Origin of the sequence: Micromonospora sp. NPDC049081 (assembly GCF_040648835.1) — a bacterium.
GTDB lineage: Bacteria > Actinomycetota > Actinomycetes > Mycobacteriales > Micromonosporaceae > Micromonospora > Micromonospora antibiotica.
The window spans coordinates 113,182-129,317 of record NZ_JBEZEK010000015.1; the positions used below are offsets into that span (position 1 = coordinate 113,182).

A 16,136-nucleotide genomic window follows, 5' to 3' on the forward strand; every position below is an offset into this window, starting at 1 on the left:
GGCGGGGAGAACCGGTAATCTCCGTGCAGCAGGTGTCCCGTGATGAATGGCTGACGATGTGACCAGGGTTGGGCAGGGCTCCCCGACGGCGCTGCACCGGTTCGCCGGGCGGGCGCTGCTCGGTGTCGCGGCGACCACCGTCACCGTGTTGGGCACGGCCCCACCTCCGGCTACCGCCGCGGTCCCCGCCTCCATGCCGGCCGCGTCGTCGGTCTCCACGGTGGCCGGCCGTCCGGCCGCGCTGGCCGGGGCGCGCACCGGCACCCCGCTGGCCGAACCCGACTTCGCCCCGGTGCAGGCCCGTGCCGACCGGGTCCGCGACGACCAGTTCCAGCTCGACGAGCTGAACGCGGCCACCGCCTGGCGTACCTCGACCGGGCGCGGCGTGACGGTCGCGGTGATCGATTCCGGGGTGGACGGTGGCCACCCCGACCTGGTCGGCCAGGTGCTGCCCGGCATGGACCTGGTCTCCCCCGCCGGCGGCGACGAGCCGGACCCGGTGGGGCACGGCACCACGGTGGCCAGCCTGATCGCCGGGCGCGGCGACGACCGGCGGGGGGTGGTCGGGCTCGCGCCGGACGCCCGGATCCTGCCGGTGCGGGTGCTCGACGACGAGAACCGCTACGACGACGCGATGATCGTCGCCAAGGGGGTGCGCTGGGCGGTCGACAACGGCGCCCGCGTGATCAACCTGTCCCTGGGTGGCAGCGGCGACAGCCCGGCCCTGGCCGCCGCGCTGGACTACGCGTTCGCCCGGGACGTGGTGGTGGTGGCCTGCACCGGCAACGTCGCCACCTCCACCACCTCGAAGGTCTGGTATCCGGCCCGGGAGCCGGGGGTGATCGCGGTGGCCGGTCTGGAACGCGACAGTGAGAACCTCTGGTCCGGTTCGATCACCGGCCATGCCACCACGCTGGCCGCTCCGGCGACCGGCCTTGTCGGGGCCCGCCCGCCGAGCAACTACTGGGGGGTGCAGGGCACCAGCTTCGCCGCGCCGCTGGTGACGGCGACCGCCGCCCTGGTCCGCGCCCGCTACCCGCAGATGTCCGCCGGGGATGTGGTGAACCGCCTGCTGAGCACCGCGAAGGACATCGGTCCGACCGGCCGGGACGACCGCTTCGGGTACGGCCTGGTCGACCCGGTGGCCGCGCTCACCGCCGACGTGCCGCTGATCTACCGCAACCCGTTGGACGACAACGACTCCCCCGGGGTGGTCGGGTTCGGCCCGGCCCCCGGTGCCGCCGACGACACCCGGGCCGGCGGCACCGGTAGCGACCCGCTCGGCTTCGCCGCACCCCGCCAGCAGACCCGGTGGACGGCCCAGCCGGCCGGTGGTGCCGACGACGCCGCCCCCCGCCGGTTGTTGACGGGGGTCGCCGTGGCGGTCGCCCTGGTCACCGGGGTGGCGTTGATGGTGCGCCGGTTCCGGTTGTGGGGCCGGTGAACCGGGCCTGAGATCGGGTGCGGGTGGGTAGAGCAGGGCGCATGAGTTCCTCCGGTCCGCGTACCTCCGTATCCTCGTCGGAACGGTCTTGGCGGGACCGCCGCCTGGACCGGGACCACTCGCTCGGGTTGCGGTTGACCCTGGCGTCGGCGGCGGCGTTCCTGCTGCTGGTGCCGTTCGCGTTGCTGGCGGTGCTGGTGGTGGGGGCCTGGTCGCCGCTGCACGGCCTGGACGCCGCGGTCACCGACGCCCTGCACCGGTTCGCCGCCGACCATCCGGTGTGGGTGCGGGCGATGAAGGCGTGGACGCACCTGGCGTCGCCGGGGCCGCTGCGGGTGGCCGCGCTGGTCGTGGTGGTGTGGTCGTGGCGTCGCGGAGCCCGCCGGCTGGCGCTCTGGGTGGTCACCACGATGGCCGTCGGCGGGGCGCTCGGTGCGCTGTTGAAGCTGCTCGTCGGCCGGGACCGACCGGAGCTGCTCGACCCGGTGGCCCGCGCCGCCGGGTTCTCCTTCCCGTCCGGGCACGCGCTGAACGCGACCCTCGCGGCGGGGGTGCTGCTGCTGGTGTTCCTGCCGTTCACCCGGGGCCGCCCGGTGGCCCGGGTGCTGCTCTGGACGGCCGCCGTGCTGCTGGTCGGGGTGACCGGGCTGAGTCGGGTGGCGTTGGGCGTGCACTGGGCCAGCGACGTGCTCGGCGGCTGCCTGCTGGGGGTGGCGGTGGTGGCGGCCACCACGGCGGCGTTGCGCACCTGGCGGGAGCAGGCCGGACTGCCGGCCACCCGGGCCGCGGTGGACGGGGTGTCGCCGGAAGTGGCCGATCGGCCGGGCCCGTACGCGTAGCGGGCCACCGGTGGGGGTACTGGGCGGCCATGTCCGCCATCGCTGCGCAGGTCGCCAAGCGGGTCCTTCTTCCGGTGACCCTGCTGCTCGCCTTCATGGTCCTGCTCGGGCTGCTGGTGACCCGGGTCCTCGACGACGTCTGGCCGTTCACCGTGGAGGACACGGTCAACCGGGAGTTGGCCGCCGACCGCACCGGCGGGTGGAACAACGTCTCGCTGGTGTTCAGCACGCTGGCCAGCACCCAACTGATCGTCGTGGTTACCGTGCTGGTGGCGCTGGTGCTCCGGCTGGTGCTGCACCGCTGGCGGGAGCCGCTGTTCCTGTGCGCGGCGGTGACCGCCCAGGCGCTGGTCTTCCTGCTCACCACGATGGCCATCGACCGGCAGCGCCCGGCGGTGGAACACATGGACGTCTCCCCGCCGACGTCGAGCTTCCCGTCCGGCCACACCTCGGCGTCGGTCGCCCTCTATGTCGGTATCGCGCTGCTGCTGGCGCTGCGGGCCAGGAGCACCGCCGGCAAGGTCACCTGGTGGACCCTGCTGGTGCTGGTGCCGGTCGGGGTTGCGGTGACCCGGATGTACCGGGGCATGCACCACCCGAGCGACGTGGTGGCGTCCTTCGTCAACGGCGGCACCTGTGTGGTGATCATGGCGCGGGCGGTCCTCGACCGCTCACTGACCTGGGGCCGGGCCAAGCTGCCCGGCCGCGCCCCGGCGGGCGGGGACACCCCGCCCGCCCACGCTCCGGCCGCCGGCTGACCCCGGGTCCCGCCCGACCGCCGGCTCACCCCGGTCCCGGCCGGTCGGGAGGCGTCGGCGGGCTCAGGTGCAGTCGCCGGTGGCCACCCCACGGGTACGCTCCGCGCCGGCCAGCGCCACCGGTCGGGCCTCCTCGGCGGTGACCGCGAAACCGGTGTTCGGGTCGTCCGCCGCCGCCGCGAAGATCACCCCGAGCACCAGGCCGTTGGAGGAGACCAGCGGGCCGCCGGAGTTCCCGCTGCGCACCAGCGCCCGGATCGTGTAGATCTCCCGGTTCACCTTGCTGGCGTTGTAGATGTCCGGGCCCTCGATCCGGTCCACGTCCCGGATCCGGGCCGGCCGGGCGTCGTACGGGCCGTCGAGGGGGAAACCCAGCACGATCGCGTCCGCGCCGCTGCCGGCCTGCCCGGCGGCGAAGCGCAGGGACGGACCGGGCAGCCCCGGCACGTACAGCACGGCCAGGTCGCGGTCCGGGTCGTAGACGACGACCTCACCGTCGTACCGTTCGCCGCGCAGTTCGACCGCGACGGTACGGGTGCCGGCCACCACGTGCGCGTTGGTCATCACCCGGTCGTCGGCGTAGACGAAGCCGGAACCCTCGATCCGGCGTGAGCAGCTCGGCGCGGAACCCAGCACCTTCACCACCGCCCGCTGGCTGTTCGCCACCACCTGGGAACCGGCCAGCGCCGGGTCCGGTGGGGCGACCTGCCGCGCCGAGGTACGGCCCAGCCCGTTGAACACGTCGGGGAACCCGTTGGTGTCGACGGTGTCCCGCAGCGCGGTGGACAACTCCTGGGCCTGGTCGGGCAGGACCCGGTCCACCACGGTCAGCAGCGCGCTGTTCTTGACCGAGGCGGCCAACCAGGGCAGCGACGAGGAGCCCAGCGGGACCGCGACCAGCCAGGCCACCAGCATCACCGCGAGGATCGAGACGAACGCGCCCCCGATGTCGTCGGCCCGCCTGGCGGTGTCGTTGGTGATCGTGCGTCGCAGGTGGGAGCCGAGCCAACCGGCCAGCGCCTGGCCGAGCACGGCGAGCCCGAACACCGCGACCAGGGAGACCAGCACCCGTGTCCCGCTGTCGACGAACTGTCGGGCCAGCAACGGCCCGAGCTGGAGACCGATGAGCGCACCCAGGAAGAACCCGGAGAACGACAACGCCCCGATGACGAAGCCCTGACGGTATCCGCTGATCGCGAACACCAGCATGAGCAGGAGCAGAACGAGATCCACGGCCGACACCGGTCAAGGGTACGTGCACCGGACACCCGTGCGGCGCTGTGGATGCGGAACGTGACGGTCAGGTCAGCGGGCCGGCCAGTTCGTCGGCCTCGTCGGTGCCGGCGGAGGGTGCCGGGGTGGCCCCGGTCGGCGGTAGTTCGACCACCCGCGACCAGGGCCACGGGCGGGCCCAACCGCCCATCTCCAGCAGGGCGGCCAGCACTCCGGCGGTGAAACCCCAGACCAGCATCCCCCGGACGGAGAACGCCGGGCCGATCCAGCCGCTGGAGTGGCGGACCCGCAGCCGGTTGGCCGGGTCGACCAGCTCGGCGACGGGCAGCCGGGCGACGTGCGCCACCTCGGCCGGCTCCCGGGGGTGCACCGGGTGCGGGCTGTGCCACCAGGCCAGCACCGGGGTGACCACGAAGTCGCTGACCGGGATCCAGAGCTTCGGCAGCTCGGCGAGGACGGTCACGCTGGCCGGGTCGAGGTCGACCTCCTCGTTGGCCTCGCGCAGCGCGGTGGCCCGCGCGTCGGCGTCCTCCGGGTCGGCCGCGCCGCCGGGGAAGGCCGGTTGGCCGGCGTGGTTGCGCAGCGTGGCGGCCCGTTGGAGGACCAGCACGTCGGGGCCGACGCCGGGCTGTTCACCGAGCAGCACCAGCACCGCGCTCTCCCGGCCGCCCTCCTCGGGGGTGGTCAGTCGGGTGAAGTCCTCGGCGCGGGCGGTGCCGAGCCGGTCCAGCAGCGGGTCGAACCAGGACGGCGGACGGGGATTCACCGGGTCGGCCCGGCACCGGGGGTCGGCCTCACGCGGGCACCGCCAGACCGAGGTGCCGGCGGACCAGGTCGGCGAGGCGGGTGTCGTCGAGCGCGCCGGAGTTGTCGGTGTGCCGGATCCGCCCCTGCGCGTCGACCAGCAGGGTGAGCGGTACGGCCGTGCGACGCAGCTCCCGTTGCAACGCCTCACCCTGGTCGAAGAGCACCGGGAACCGGATGCCGAAGTCCTCACCGATGGCCTGCGCGCCGTCCCGGCTGTCCCGGCTGTTCACCCCGATCACCTGCAGCTGACCGGCGGCGCGGACGCTGAGCCGTTGGAAGGCGGGCAGCTCCTGGCGGCAGGGCGGGCACCAGGAGGCCCACACGTTGATCACGGCCGGGCCGTGGATGTCGCGCAACGCCACCGGGGACCCACCGGTGAAGCAGGAGAGCGTCAGCTCGGGCAGGAGGCTGCCGCCACCGTCGGCCGGAGCCGGGCTACCGGCCGTACCGCTGCCATCGCCGGCACCGGCGGACCCGGTGGGGGCAGCGGTGCCAGGGACCGGCGGAGCGGTCAGGGTGGCGCAGTCGGCGAACGGCGACGGGCGCGGGGCCCGGTCGGGGCCGGTGGCGGAGCCAGTCGGCTCGGCGGCGGCGGTGCAGCCGGCGAGGACCAGCAGCGGCGGGACGAGCAGTGCGGCGAACCGGCGTTTCACGGTGCCTCCGCGACGACGGCCTGTGCCGGCACCAGCTCCGGGTCGACCCCGGCGGCGACCGCGAGCTCCCGGGCGCGGGGGCCCTTGAGCAGCTTGGCGGCGGCGGCCGGCTCGGTCGGCCCGAGCCCGTACGACGGGCAGAGCCGGGTCAGGGTGCACGCACCGCAGGCCGGCTTGCGGGCGTGGCAGACCCGCCGGCCGTGGAAGATGATCCGGTGCGAGAGCATGGTCCACTCCCGCTTGGGGTAGATCGCCCCGATCTCGTGTTCGATCTTGACGGGGTCGGTCTGGATGGTCAGCCCCCAGCGCTGCACCAGCCGCTGGAAGTGGGTGTCGACGGTGATCCCCGGGACGTCGAAGGCGTTGCCGAGGATGACGTTGGCCGTCTTGCGGCCGATCCCGGGCAGCGTCACCAGGTCGGCCAGCCGGCCGGGGACCCGGCCGTCGTACCGCTCGGTCAGGGCCTGGCCCAGCTTGATCAACGAGTCGGTCTTGTTGCGGTAGAACCCGGTCGGCCGGATCAGCTCCTCCAGCTCGCCCCGGTCCGCCCCGGCGTAGTCGGCCGCCGTCGAATAGCGGGCGAACAGCTTCGGGGTGACCTCGTTGACCTTCTTGTCGGTGCACTGGGCGGAGAGGATCGTGGCGACGGCCAGCTCCAACGCGGTGGAGTGGTCGAGTTCGCAGTGGGCGTCCGGGTGCGCCTCGGTCAGCGCCCGGCCGATCCGCCGGGCACGCCGGGTACGGCCGAGTTCCGTCTCGACCCGGCCGGGAGAGCTGATGGTCACGCCGGCCAGCCTACGTCGCCGCCCCGACGGGCCGCCGGAGCACGCCCCCGGGTCAGCCGGCGTCGGGCGGGCTGATCTTCCCCTTGCCGTCGAACCGCGCCCCGGTACGCGGGAAGTCGTTGCCGCTGAGCTGCTTGACCAGCCCGAGCCCCTGGTCGGCGGAGTCCATCCCCGGCTTGCCCACGGAACTCATCCGGGTGGAGGTGAACGAGCCACCGGCGAAGCTGCCGTCGGGCTTGAGGGAGACCTTCAGCACCCCACCCCAGCCGAGCCGGCCGGTCGGGTTGAGCGACCGGGCACCCCCGGCGAAGTTGCCCAGGCTGTACGCGATCAGCCGGCCCTGGTAGAACTCCATCCCGCGCAGCACGTGCGGACCGTGCCCGACGATCAGGTCGGCCCCGGCGTCGATCATGGCGTGGGAGAACTTCACCGGGTCACCCCGGTTCTCGCCGAGGAACATCTCGGTGCCGGGCCGGACCCGGGTCTTGTCCGACCCCTCGCCACCCATGTGCACCTGCACCACGACCAGGTCGGCCATGGTGGCGGCCTTCTCGACGACCCCCTTGGCGGCGTCGATGTCGACCAGGCTGTTGGACCACGGGTACGACGAGAAGCCGGCCACCGCGACCTTCACCCCGCCGACCTCGACCACGGTGATCTGGTCCGGCGCCCCGGTGTGCTTCAGGCCGTGCTTCTCCAGTGCCTGCTGGGTGTTCTCGTAGCCCTGCGGGCCGAAGTCGTAGCCGTGGTTGTTGGCCTGGTTGAGCAGCTGGAACCCGGCGTCCTTGAGATGGGAGGCGTACTCCGGGGGGACGCGGAACTGGTAGCAGTTGCTGGCGTTCGCGCCGCACTTGCCGGTGCCGGTGTCGGTGGTGAGCGGCTCCTCCAGGTTGCCCATCACCAGGTCGGCCTTGAGCGCACCCTTGACCTCGTCGAAGAAGCCCTTGCCGCCGTTGGCGGGCAGCCGGGACGGGGCCATCCCCATCACGATGTCCCCGGTTGCCGACAGGGTCACCGACTCGTCCTTGCCGGCCGCCCCGGTGGTGGTCGGTACCGGGGAGCCGCTGGCACCACCGCCACCGCCCGGACGCCAGACCGGGTCCGGGGTGTCGTGCTGGGCGCAGCCGGCGAGGAGCACGGCGAGCAGCGCGCCGGTGGCGTACGCGGCGCGGCGGCGGGGACGGGACTGGGAGAAGGCGGCAGAGTACATCGCCCGCGACGCTACCGGGTGGGTAATCGACCGACGACGGCCGATCGGACGGAAGTTCAGCACGACCGCCGCTGCGACCACGGGACGCAGGGCACCGCCCCGCCGTCGCGGACCGCCGCGTGGACGACCCGGGCCAACGGGGCGCCCCAGGTCGACCGGGGGCCGCCGTAGGGCTCCGCCCGGCCGGCCGGCGGGCAGAGCACGGTGACCGCGTCGGTGGGGGTGCCGGTGCCCGGTAGGCCGAGTTCCCCGATCGCCTGGCACTTCGCCTCGGTGGCGGTGGCGACGGCGTTCACCAGTGCGGCGTCGCCGAGCGCCACCGGCACGTACACGACGACGTTGACCGTCCCCACCCGCTGCGCCAGGGCCCCGCCCTGCTCGGGAGCAGTGCCCTGGCCGGAGGCGACGCCCTGCTCGGGGGCGACGCCCTGCTCGGGGGCGACGCCCTGCTCGGGAGCAGTGCCCTGCTCGGGAGCAGTGCCCTGCTCGGGGGTAGCGGGCTGGGCGGGGGCGGCGGCCCAGAGGGGGGTGCCGAGGCCGACGGTGACCCAGGCGCGGACGCCGGTGTCGGTCCGGGTCACCACCTCGGCGACGTCCACTCCGGTGAGCAGGCCGATCCCGGGCCCGTCGAGGCCGAGCCGGTCGGCGAGCTCAGCCAGGTGGGCCGCCGGGTCGTCCCGGTGGTACGACATCGGCACGGTCGCGTTGACCACCCAGTGGCGTACGCCGACCCCACCACCGAGCGGGCCGGAGCTGACCGCCCGCAGCGGTGAGCCGGCCCGCCACACCAGGAGCGGTATGTCCCATCCGTCCTCGAAGCGGTGGGTCAACACCGGGTCGCCAAGCACCGGGACACCCTACGACCAGCGGCGACAACTGCCGGTGAGCAGGTGGTGTGGGCGGCTGATCGTAGTGGCCGATCGGGTCGGCGGGGTTACGCCCAACGATCAAGTTTCCCGGGGTGCAGCTCTGATTCGTCCTCACGTGCGCCTAGACTTGGCGGCGCGCGAGGGATCAGCGGACGGCGGACCCGGCCGAGGGACGGCAACGCGCAACCGGAGGTGCGCGATGGACGAGGTACTGGCCCGCAGCGGGATCTTCCAGGGTGTCGACCCGGAGGCTGCCGAGGCGCTCGCCAAGGAGATGGAGACGATCGACGTCCGCAAGGGCGAGATCGTGTTCAACGAGGGCGAGCCCGGCGACAGTCTCTACATCCTCCTGTCAGGCAAGATCAAGGTCGGGCGTCGGGCAGCGGACGGCCGGCAGAACCTGATCGCGGTGATGGGCCCGTCGGACATGGTCGGCGAGCTGTCGCTCTTCGACCCCGGTCCGCGTACGGCCACCGCCACGGCGGTCACCGACACCCGGCTGGTCCGGCTGCGCAAGCAGGCGCTGCGGCCCTGGCTGAACAACCGGCCCGAGATCGCCGAGCAGCTGCTGCGGGTGCTGGCCCGTAGGCTGCGCCGGACGAACGACTCGCTGGCCGACCTGATCTTCACCGACGTGCCGGGCCGGGTCGCCAAGAACCTGCTCCAGATGGCCGGCCGGTTCGGCACCCGCGACGGCGGCGTGCTGCGGGTGACCCACGACCTGACCCAGGAGGAGATCGCCCAGCTCGTCGGCGCCTCCCGCGAGACGGTCAACAAGGCGCTCGCCGACTTCGCCTCGCGGGGCTGGCTGCGACTCGACGGCAAGAGCATCATCATCCTCGACCCGGAGCGTCTCGCCCGCCGCGCCCGGGTCTGACCGGCACCGCCTCACCGTCCGAGCCAGGACCGCCCCCGCCGGCGGCCCTGGCTCGTCGGCATTCCGGCGCCCGGTTCCACCCGCCCCGGTCGACCGGTCGGCGACGGCCCGCTCTGCCCGGCGCAGAATCCCTCGACAACCCGCTCCGCCGGGCGCGACCCTGGACCGGTGCTGGAACGCGTAGCGGTGCTCTCCGACGTCCACGGCGCGTTGCCCGCGCTGGAGGCGGTGCTGGCCGAGCCGGAGGTGGCCGCCGCCGACCTGATCGTGGTCACCGGTGACGTGGCGGCCGGCCCGCAGCCGGTCGAGGTGCTGGACCTGCTGGCCGGGCTGGGTGCCCGGGTCCGCTGGGTACGCGGCAACGCCGACCGGGAGCTGGTGCAGGCCCGCGCCGGCCGACCGTCGGAGCACGACGTCTCGAACTGGGCGGCCGAACAGCTCCGGGCCGACCAGGTGGACCTGCTGGCCGCGCTGCCGCTGACGCTCACCCTCCCGGTCGCCGGCCTCGGTCCGGTCCTCTTCTGCCACGCCACGCCCCGCGACGACGAGGAGGTGGTGCTCGTCGACTCCCGTCCGGCCCGCTGGGCCGAGGTGTTCGCCGGATTGCCCCCGGAGGTGAGCACCGTGGTCTGCGGGCACACCCACATGCCGTTCACCCGGCTGGTCGACCGCCGCCTGGTGGTCAATCCGGGCAGCGTGGGCATGCCGTACGGCGGGCCGGGGGCGTACTGGGCGCTGCTCGGTCCGGGGGTGCAGCTGCGCCGTACGGGATTCGACGTGGACGCGGCCTGTGCCCGGGTCGCCGCCGGGTCGGGCTATCCGGACGCCGCCGCCTGGGCGGACGAGTACCTGCGCTCCCGGCACAGCGACCTCGACGCGCTCACCGCCTTCGCCCCGCGCGACGGCCGCTGACCGGCGACCGCCACCGGACCGGACCGGCGGCACCGGCCGGGGTCACCACGGAGCCTAAAAAAGTCAGGCTTGACTGTTTGTTTCGACGACGGCACGCTGTTCCCGTGTCCACCCCGTCGACCCGCGTCCCCCAGCAGGAACGCAGCCGCGCCACCCAGGCCCGGCTGCTGGAGGCGACGGTCGACTGCCTGGTGCGGTACGGCTGGTCGGGCACCACCACGACCGTGGTCGCCGCCCACGCCGGAGTGTCCCGGGGTGCCCAACTGCACCACTACCCCACCAAGGCGGCCCTGGTCACCGCCGCCGTCGCCCACCTCGCCGAGCGCCGCGCCGAGGAGTTGCGCGTCGAGGCCGAGGCGCTGCCGGCCGGGCCGCAGCGGCTCGACCGGGTGATCGACCTGCTCGGCGTCGCGTTCACCGGGCCGCTCTTCGTCGCCGCGCTGGAGCTGTGGGTGGCCGCCCGCACCGACCCGGAGCTGCGCGACGCGCTGGTGCCGTTGGAGGCCCGGGTGGGCCGGGAGATGCACCGGCTCACCGTCGCGCTGCTCGACGTGGACGAGCGCCGCCCCGGCGTCCGCGAGGCCGTACAGGCCACCCTCGACCTGCTCCGTGGGCTCGGCGTGGCCAACCTGCTCAACGACGACTCGGCCCGGCGCACCGCCCTGCTGCACACCTGGAAACACCAGCTCGCCACCCTGCTCGCCCCGGCAGCAGCGGCACCAGGCCACGAGGACCCGGCCTGACCTGACGACCGCCGCCGACACCGGACCCCACGACCCGACGCCCGCGCCAGCACCGGACCCCGACCCCGACCCCGACCCCGACCCCGACGACCGCACCTGACCCGTACGCACCGGCCCACCCGACCGGAGGCACCATGGTCGACCCGACCGCACCGCCCGCCGACCTGACCGACGAGTCAGGGCAACCCGACGCGCCCGTCGCCGGGCCGCCCCCGACCGCCGCCGCGTGGCCCGACACGACGTCGGCCCCCACCGGCCCGCCGGGGGCCGGCCGCGCGCCCCGCGCGAGCGCAGCCGGGACGGCAGTCCGGTGACCGGGGTGCTGCGGGTCGGCAACGCCTCCGGCTTCTACGGCGACCGGTCCACCGCCTGGCGGGAGATGCTCGACGGCGGTGAGCTGGACGTGCTGACCGGCGACTACCTGGCCGAGCTGACCATGCTGATCCTCGGCCGGGACCGGCTGCGCGACCCCGACCTCGGCTATGCCAGGACGTTCCTGCGCCAGCTCGAAGGGTGTCTCGGTACCGCCCTCGACCGGGGGGTGCGGATCGTCACCAACGCGGGCGGGCTGAACCCGGCCGGGCTGGCCGCCGCGATCGGCGTGCTCGCCGACCGGCTCGGCCTCACCGTCCGGGTCGCCCACGTCGAGGGCGACGCCCTGGCCCGGCCGGACGCGCTCACCGCCAACGCCTACCTCGGCGCGTTCGGCATCGCCGCCTGCCTCGACGCCGGGGCGGACGTGGTGGTCACCGGGCGGGTCACCGACGCCTCGCTGGCGGTCGGGCCGGCCATCGCCCGGTTCGGCTGGGGACGCGACGACCTGGACGCGCTGGCCGGGGCGACCGTCGCCGGGCACCTGATCGAGTGCGGGGCGCAGGTCACCGGCGGCAACTTCAGCTTCTTCACCGAGCTGCCCGACGGCGGGCACCGGCCCGGTTTCCCGATCGCCGAGATCCACCCGGACGGCTCGTCGGTGCTCACCAAGCACCCCGGCACCGGCGGCGCGGTCACCGTCGAGACGGTCACCGCCCAACTGTTGTACGAGGTGGGCGGCCCCGACTATCTCGGCCCGGACGTGGTGACCCGGCTGGACACGGTACGGCTGCACCCGGACGGGCCGGACCGGGTCCGGGTGGACGGGGTCCGGGGCACCCCACCGCCGGCCACCCTCAAGGTGGGCGTCAACAACCTGGGCGGCTTCCGCAACGCGATGACGTTCGTGCTCTGCGGGTTGGACATCCCGGCCAAGGCGGCCCTGGTCCGGGGGCAGGTCGAGGCGGCGGTCGGCACGGACGGGCTGGAGTTCACGCTGGCCCGTACCGACCATGTCGACGCGGTCGACACCGAGACGGCGAGCGCGCTGCTGCACGTACACCTGCGTGACGGTGACCGGGCGCGGGCGGGGCGGGCGTTCTCGGCGGCGGCGGTGGAGCTGGCCCTCGCCTCCTATCCCGGCTGCACGTTGACTACCCTGCCCGGCGACGCCACCCCGTACGGGGTCTTCACCGCCGACGCCGTGCCGCAGGCCGACGTGCCGCACGTGGCCGTCCTGCCCGACGGCACCCGGCTGCCGGTTCCCCCGCCGCCACGGACGGTGGCACCGGCCGTGGCGGGGCCGACGCCCGGCACGGCGGGTCCGACCCCGGTGGCCGGGCCGACCCGGCGGGGTCCGCTGGGTGAGCTGGTCGGGGCGCGGTCGGGTGACAAGGGTGGCGACGCCAACCTCGGCGTCTGGGCGCGTACCGACGCGACCTGGGAGTGGCTGCGCGGGTGGCTGACCGTCGAGCGGCTGGCCGAGCTGCTGCCGGAGACGGCCGCATCGACCGTCGAGCGGTACGAGCTGCCGAACCTGCGGGCGGTCAACTTCGTGATCCGGGGCCTGCTCGGGCCGGGGGTGGCCGCCTCCACCCGGTTCGACCCGCAGGCCAAGGCGCTCGGCGAACTGCTCCGCTCCCGCATCGTCGACCTGCCCGCCGCCCGCACCCCCGGACCGCCGGCAGCCGGGGAGGCGGACCGGTGACCATCGTGGACACCCCGGAGCGGCGGCAGCTACGGGAGCTGACCCGGGCCTTCGTGACCCGGGAGGTGCTGCCGCACCTGGCCGACTGGGAACGGGCCGGCGAGGTGCCGCGCGCGCTGCACGCCACCGCCGCGAAGCTCGGCCTGCTCGGCGTCGGCTTCCCCGAGTCGGTCGGCGGCAGCGGCGGCGACCTGCTCGACTCGATCGTGGTCACCGAGGAGATCATCCGCTCCGGCGGCTCGTCCGGGCTGGTCGCGGCGCTGTTCACGCACGGCATCGCGCTGCCGCACATCGTCGCGGCGGCCGGCGGGCGGACCGGCGGCACGCTCGGTGGCCGGCTCGCCGCCCGCCCGTCCGCCGCCGACGACCCGCTGGTCACCAGGTACGTCCGGCCGACGCTGGCGGGTGAGCTGATCGGCGCGCTGGCGATCACCGAACCGGAGGGCGGCTCCGACGTCGCCGCGATCCGCACCACCGCGCGCCGCGACGGCGACCACTACCTGGTGAACGGGACGAAGGCGTACGTGACCAGCGGGGTACGCGCCGACTTCGTCACCACCGCGGTCTGCGGCGACTTTCCCGGCAGCGGGTCGCTGCACCTGCTGGTGATCGACAAGGGCACCCCCGGGTTCACCGTCGGCCGGAAGCTGGACAAGCTCGGCTGGCACTGCTCGGACACCGCCGAGTTGTCCTTCGTGGACGTCCGGGTGCCGGTGACCAACCGGATCGGCGAGGAGGACACCGGCTTCCTGGCGATCATGCAGGGCTTCGCCGCCGAGCGGCTCTCCCTGGCCACCCAGGCGTACGCGACGGCGCAGCGCTGCGTGGAGTTGTCGACCCGCTGGTGTCGGGACCGGTCCACGTTCGGTCGTCCGCTGGCCAGCCGGCAACTGGTCCGGCACCGGCTGGCCGAGATGCACACCCGCGCCGAGGCGGCCCGCGCGTACGTGCACCAGGTGGCCGCCCGGGTGGCGGCCGGCGAGCCGGTGGTGACCGAGGTGGCGATGGCGAAGAACGTCGCGGTGGCCGCCTGTGACCAGGTGGTCGACGCCGCGCTGCAACTGCACGGCGGCTTCGGCTACCTGCGCGACGCCGAGGTGGAGCGGCACTACCGGGACGCCCGCATCCTCGGCATCGGCGGCGGCACCACCGAGATCATGAACGAGATCATCGCGAAAGGCCTGGGCCTGTGAGCGCGAGGAGTGAGCCGGGTCTACGAGCCCCGCAGCCGCGAACGAAAGACGGACCGGTGAGCGCGAGGAGTGAGCCGGGTCTACGAGCCCCGCAGCCGCGAACGAACGGGGGAGATCTGTGACGAGACTGGAGAGTGCGGTCGATCCGGCCGCGCCGGCCTTCGTGGCCAACCGGGACGCGCTGCGGGACCGGCTCGCCGAGTTGGACGCCGCGCTCGACCAGGCGCGGGCCGGCGGTGGCGAGAAGTACGTGGCCCGGCACCACCGGCGCGGGAAACTGCTGCCCCGGGAGCGGATCGAGTTGCTGCTGGACCGGGACAGCCCGTTCCTGGAGTTGTCGCCGGTCGCCGGGTACGGCAGCGACTTCCCGGTCGGGGCGAGCGTGGTCACCGGCATCGGCGTGGTCGAGGGCGTCGAGTGCCTGGTCGTCGCCAACGATCCGACGGTACGCGGCGGCGCGGTGAACCCGTGGTCGCTGGCGAAGACCCGACGGGCCGGCGAGATCGCCCTGGCGAACCGGCTGCCGATGGTCAACCTGGTGGAGAGCGCCGGGGCGGACCTGCCCACCCAGGCGGAGATCTTCATTCCGGGCGGTCGGGTGTTCCGCGACCTGACCCGGCTCTCCGCCGCCGGGATCCCCACGGTCAGCGTGGTCTTCGGCAACGCCACCGCCGGTGGCGCGTACGTGCCGGGGATGTCCGACCACGTGATCATGATCCGGGACCGGTCGCAGGTCTACCTGGCCGGGCCGCCGCTGGTGAAGATGGCCACCGGCGAGGTCACCGACGACGAGTCGCTCGGCGGAGCGGCGATGCACGCCGGCACGTCGGGCCTCGCCGACCAGCTCGCCGAGGACGAGCGGGACGGCATCCGGTTGGCCCGGCGGTGCGTACGCCGGTTCAACTGGCGCAAGCAGGGTCCGCCGCCGCGCAATCCAACGCCGACCCCACCGAGGTACGACCCGGAGGAACTGCTGGGCATCGTCAGCGCCGACCTGAAGGTGCCGTTCGACCCGCGTGAGGTGCTGGCCCGGGTCCTCGACGGCAGCGAGTTCGACGAGTTCAAGCCGGCGTACGGCACCGCGCTGGTCACCGGCTGGGGTGAGCTGCACGGCTACCCGGTGGGGGTGCTGGCGAACGCCCGGGGGGTGCTGTTCAGCGCGGAGGCGCAGAAGGCGGCCCAGTTCATCCAGCTCGCCAACGCCGCCGACACCCCGCTGGTCTTCCTCCAGAACACCACCGGCTACATGGTCGGCACCGAGTACGAGCAGCGCGGCATCATCAAGCACGGCGCGCTGATGATCAACGCGGTGGCGAACTCGACGGTGCCGCACCTGACGGTCAACCTGGGCGCCTCGTACGGGGCCGGCAACTACGGCATGTGCGGCCGGGCGTACGAGCCGAGATTCCTGTTCACCTGGCCGAACGCGAAGTCGGCGGTGATGGGTCCGGCGCAGTTGGCCGGGGTGCTGTCGATCGTCGCCCGGCAGGCCGCCGCCGCCCGGGGCCGGGACTACGACGAGGACTCCGACGCGGCGATGCGGATGATGGTCGAGCAACAGATCGAGTCGCAGTCGGGGGCGCTGTTCCTGTCCGGCCGGCTCTACGACGACGGGGTGATCGACCCCCGGGACACCCGTACCGTCCTCGGGCTCTGCCTGTCGGCGATCCACAACGCACCGGTGAAGGGCGCCGACGGCTTCGGCGTCTTCCGGATGTAGTGCCCGTGAGCGCGAGGAACGCAGCGCAGCGGAGTCCCGCAGTCGCGAACGAAAGGCAGGCACCGTGAGCGCG

15 protein-coding genes are annotated in these 16,136 nt (G+C 73.9%); 9 read left to right on the top strand and 6 right to left on the bottom strand.

The window, feature by feature from the left end:
- Positions 1 to 46: 46 nt before the first annotated feature.
- Genes mycP through AB0B63_RS21575 form a run of 3 tightly spaced genes read left to right on the top strand, consistent with a single transcriptional unit; the run spans position 47 to position 3,041 of the window.
- On the top strand, positions 47 to 1,444 hold the full coding sequence (gene mycP, locus AB0B63_RS21565) for a type VII secretion-associated serine protease mycosin (protein WP_357021405.1): 1,398 nt from the start codon (positions 47 to 49) through the stop codon (positions 1,442 to 1,444).
- A gap of 41 nt (positions 1,445 to 1,485) precedes the next feature.
- On the top strand, positions 1,486 to 2,283 hold the full coding sequence (locus AB0B63_RS21570) for a phosphatase PAP2 family protein (protein WP_357021408.1): 798 nt from the start codon (positions 1,486 to 1,488) through the stop codon (positions 2,281 to 2,283).
- A gap of 29 nt (positions 2,284 to 2,312) precedes the next feature.
- Entirely contained in the window at positions 2,313 to 3,041 is a 729-nt protein-coding gene (locus tag AB0B63_RS21575) for a phosphatase PAP2 family protein (RefSeq protein WP_208567728.1), read from the top strand.
- A 63-nt stretch (positions 3,042 to 3,104) separates the two neighbouring features.
- Here AB0B63_RS21575 and AB0B63_RS21580 read toward each other — a convergent pair whose 3' ends face one another.
- The 6 genes from AB0B63_RS21580 to AB0B63_RS21605 are packed head-to-tail and all read right to left on the bottom strand — an operon-like array spanning position 3,105 to position 8,577.
- Positions 3,105 to 4,283 carry a MarP family serine protease gene (locus tag AB0B63_RS21580; protein WP_208567727.1) on the bottom strand — a complete coding sequence of 393 codons (1,179 nt, stop codon included), beginning with the start codon at positions 4,281 to 4,283 and terminating at the stop codon, positions 3,105 to 3,107.
- A 58-nt stretch (positions 4,284 to 4,341) separates the two neighbouring features.
- The gene (locus AB0B63_RS21585; RefSeq protein ID WP_208567726.1) at positions 4,342 to 5,040 is read right to left on the bottom strand and encodes a CoA pyrophosphatase; all 699 of its coding nucleotides are present in this window, start codon (positions 5,038 to 5,040) and stop codon (positions 4,342 to 4,344) included.
- Between the two features lie 28 nt (positions 5,041 to 5,068).
- Positions 5,069 to 5,734 carry a TlpA disulfide reductase family protein gene (locus AB0B63_RS21590; RefSeq protein ID WP_208567725.1) on the bottom strand — a complete coding sequence of 222 codons (666 nt, stop codon included), beginning with the start codon at positions 5,732 to 5,734 and terminating at the stop codon, positions 5,069 to 5,071.
- Entirely contained in the window at positions 5,731 to 6,519 is a 789-nt protein-coding gene (gene nth, locus AB0B63_RS21595; RefSeq protein ID WP_357021414.1) for an endonuclease III, read from the bottom strand. The genes AB0B63_RS21590 and nth overlap by 4 nt, the downstream gene beginning before the upstream one ends.
- A 52-nt stretch (positions 6,520 to 6,571) precedes the next feature.
- Positions 6,572 to 7,729 (bottom strand): CapA family protein, encoded by a 1,158-nt coding sequence (locus tag AB0B63_RS21600; protein ID WP_208567723.1) that lies wholly within the window; start codon positions 7,727 to 7,729, stop codon positions 6,572 to 6,574.
- Between the two features lie 56 nt (positions 7,730 to 7,785).
- Positions 7,786 to 8,577, bottom strand: a complete 792-nt coding sequence (locus AB0B63_RS21605) for an adenosylcobinamide amidohydrolase (RefSeq protein WP_357021417.1) — start codon at positions 8,575 to 8,577, stop codon at positions 7,786 to 7,788.
- Positions 8,578 to 8,797: 220 nt separating this feature from the next.
- Here AB0B63_RS21605 and AB0B63_RS21610 point away from each other — a divergent pair, with 220 nt between their 5' ends.
- From AB0B63_RS21610 to AB0B63_RS21635, 6 genes are all read left to right on the top strand, one after another.
- Positions 8,798 to 9,475 (top strand): Crp/Fnr family transcriptional regulator, encoded by a 678-nt coding sequence (locus tag AB0B63_RS21610; RefSeq protein WP_067306583.1) that lies wholly within the window; start codon positions 8,798 to 8,800, stop codon positions 9,473 to 9,475.
- Between the two features lie 168 nt (positions 9,476 to 9,643).
- Complete coding sequence (locus AB0B63_RS21615; RefSeq protein ID WP_357021421.1) at positions 9,644 to 10,387, top strand: metallophosphoesterase family protein; 744 nt, start codon at positions 9,644 to 9,646, stop codon at positions 10,385 to 10,387.
- 104 nt (positions 10,388 to 10,491) lie between these two features.
- Entirely contained in the window at positions 10,492 to 11,130 is a 639-nt protein-coding gene (locus tag AB0B63_RS21620; RefSeq protein WP_357021424.1) for a TetR/AcrR family transcriptional regulator, read from the top strand.
- Between the two features lie 310 nt (positions 11,131 to 11,440).
- Positions 11,441 to 13,150: an acyclic terpene utilization AtuA family protein gene (locus AB0B63_RS21625; protein ID WP_357021492.1), complete on the top strand. Its 1,710-nt coding sequence runs from the start codon at positions 11,441 to 11,443 to the stop codon at positions 13,148 to 13,150.
- The gene (locus AB0B63_RS21630; protein WP_357021427.1) at positions 13,147 to 14,343 is read left to right on the top strand and encodes an acyl-CoA dehydrogenase family protein; all 1,197 of its coding nucleotides are present in this window, start codon (positions 13,147 to 13,149) and stop codon (positions 14,341 to 14,343) included. The genes AB0B63_RS21625 and AB0B63_RS21630 overlap by 4 nt, the downstream gene beginning before the upstream one ends.
- A gap of 118 nt (positions 14,344 to 14,461) precedes the next feature.
- Complete coding sequence (locus AB0B63_RS21635; protein WP_357021430.1) at positions 14,462 to 16,063, top strand: carboxyl transferase domain-containing protein; 1,602 nt, start codon at positions 14,462 to 14,464, stop codon at positions 16,061 to 16,063.
- The last annotated feature ends 73 nt before the right edge of the window (positions 16,064 to 16,136 follow it).

What these genes read in the sequence shown, in the direction of transcription:
- mycP (WP_357021405.1), top strand. Translation starts at nt 47, where the DNA reads ATGGCTGACGATGTGACCAGGGTTGGGCAGGGCTCCCCGACGGCGCTG.
- AB0B63_RS21570 (WP_357021408.1), top strand. Translation starts at nt 1,486, where the DNA reads ATGAGTTCCTCCGGTCCGCGTACCTCCGTATCCTCGTCGGAACGGTCT.
- AB0B63_RS21575 (WP_208567728.1), top strand. Translation starts at nt 2,313, where the DNA reads ATGTCCGCCATCGCTGCGCAGGTCGCCAAGCGGGTCCTTCTTCCGGTG.
- AB0B63_RS21600 (WP_208567723.1), bottom strand. Translation starts at nt 7,729, where the DNA reads ATGTACTCTGCCGCCTTCTCCCAGTCCCGTCCCCGCCGCCGCGCCGCG.
- AB0B63_RS21610 (WP_067306583.1), top strand. Translation starts at nt 8,798, where the DNA reads ATGGACGAGGTACTGGCCCGCAGCGGGATCTTCCAGGGTGTCGACCCG.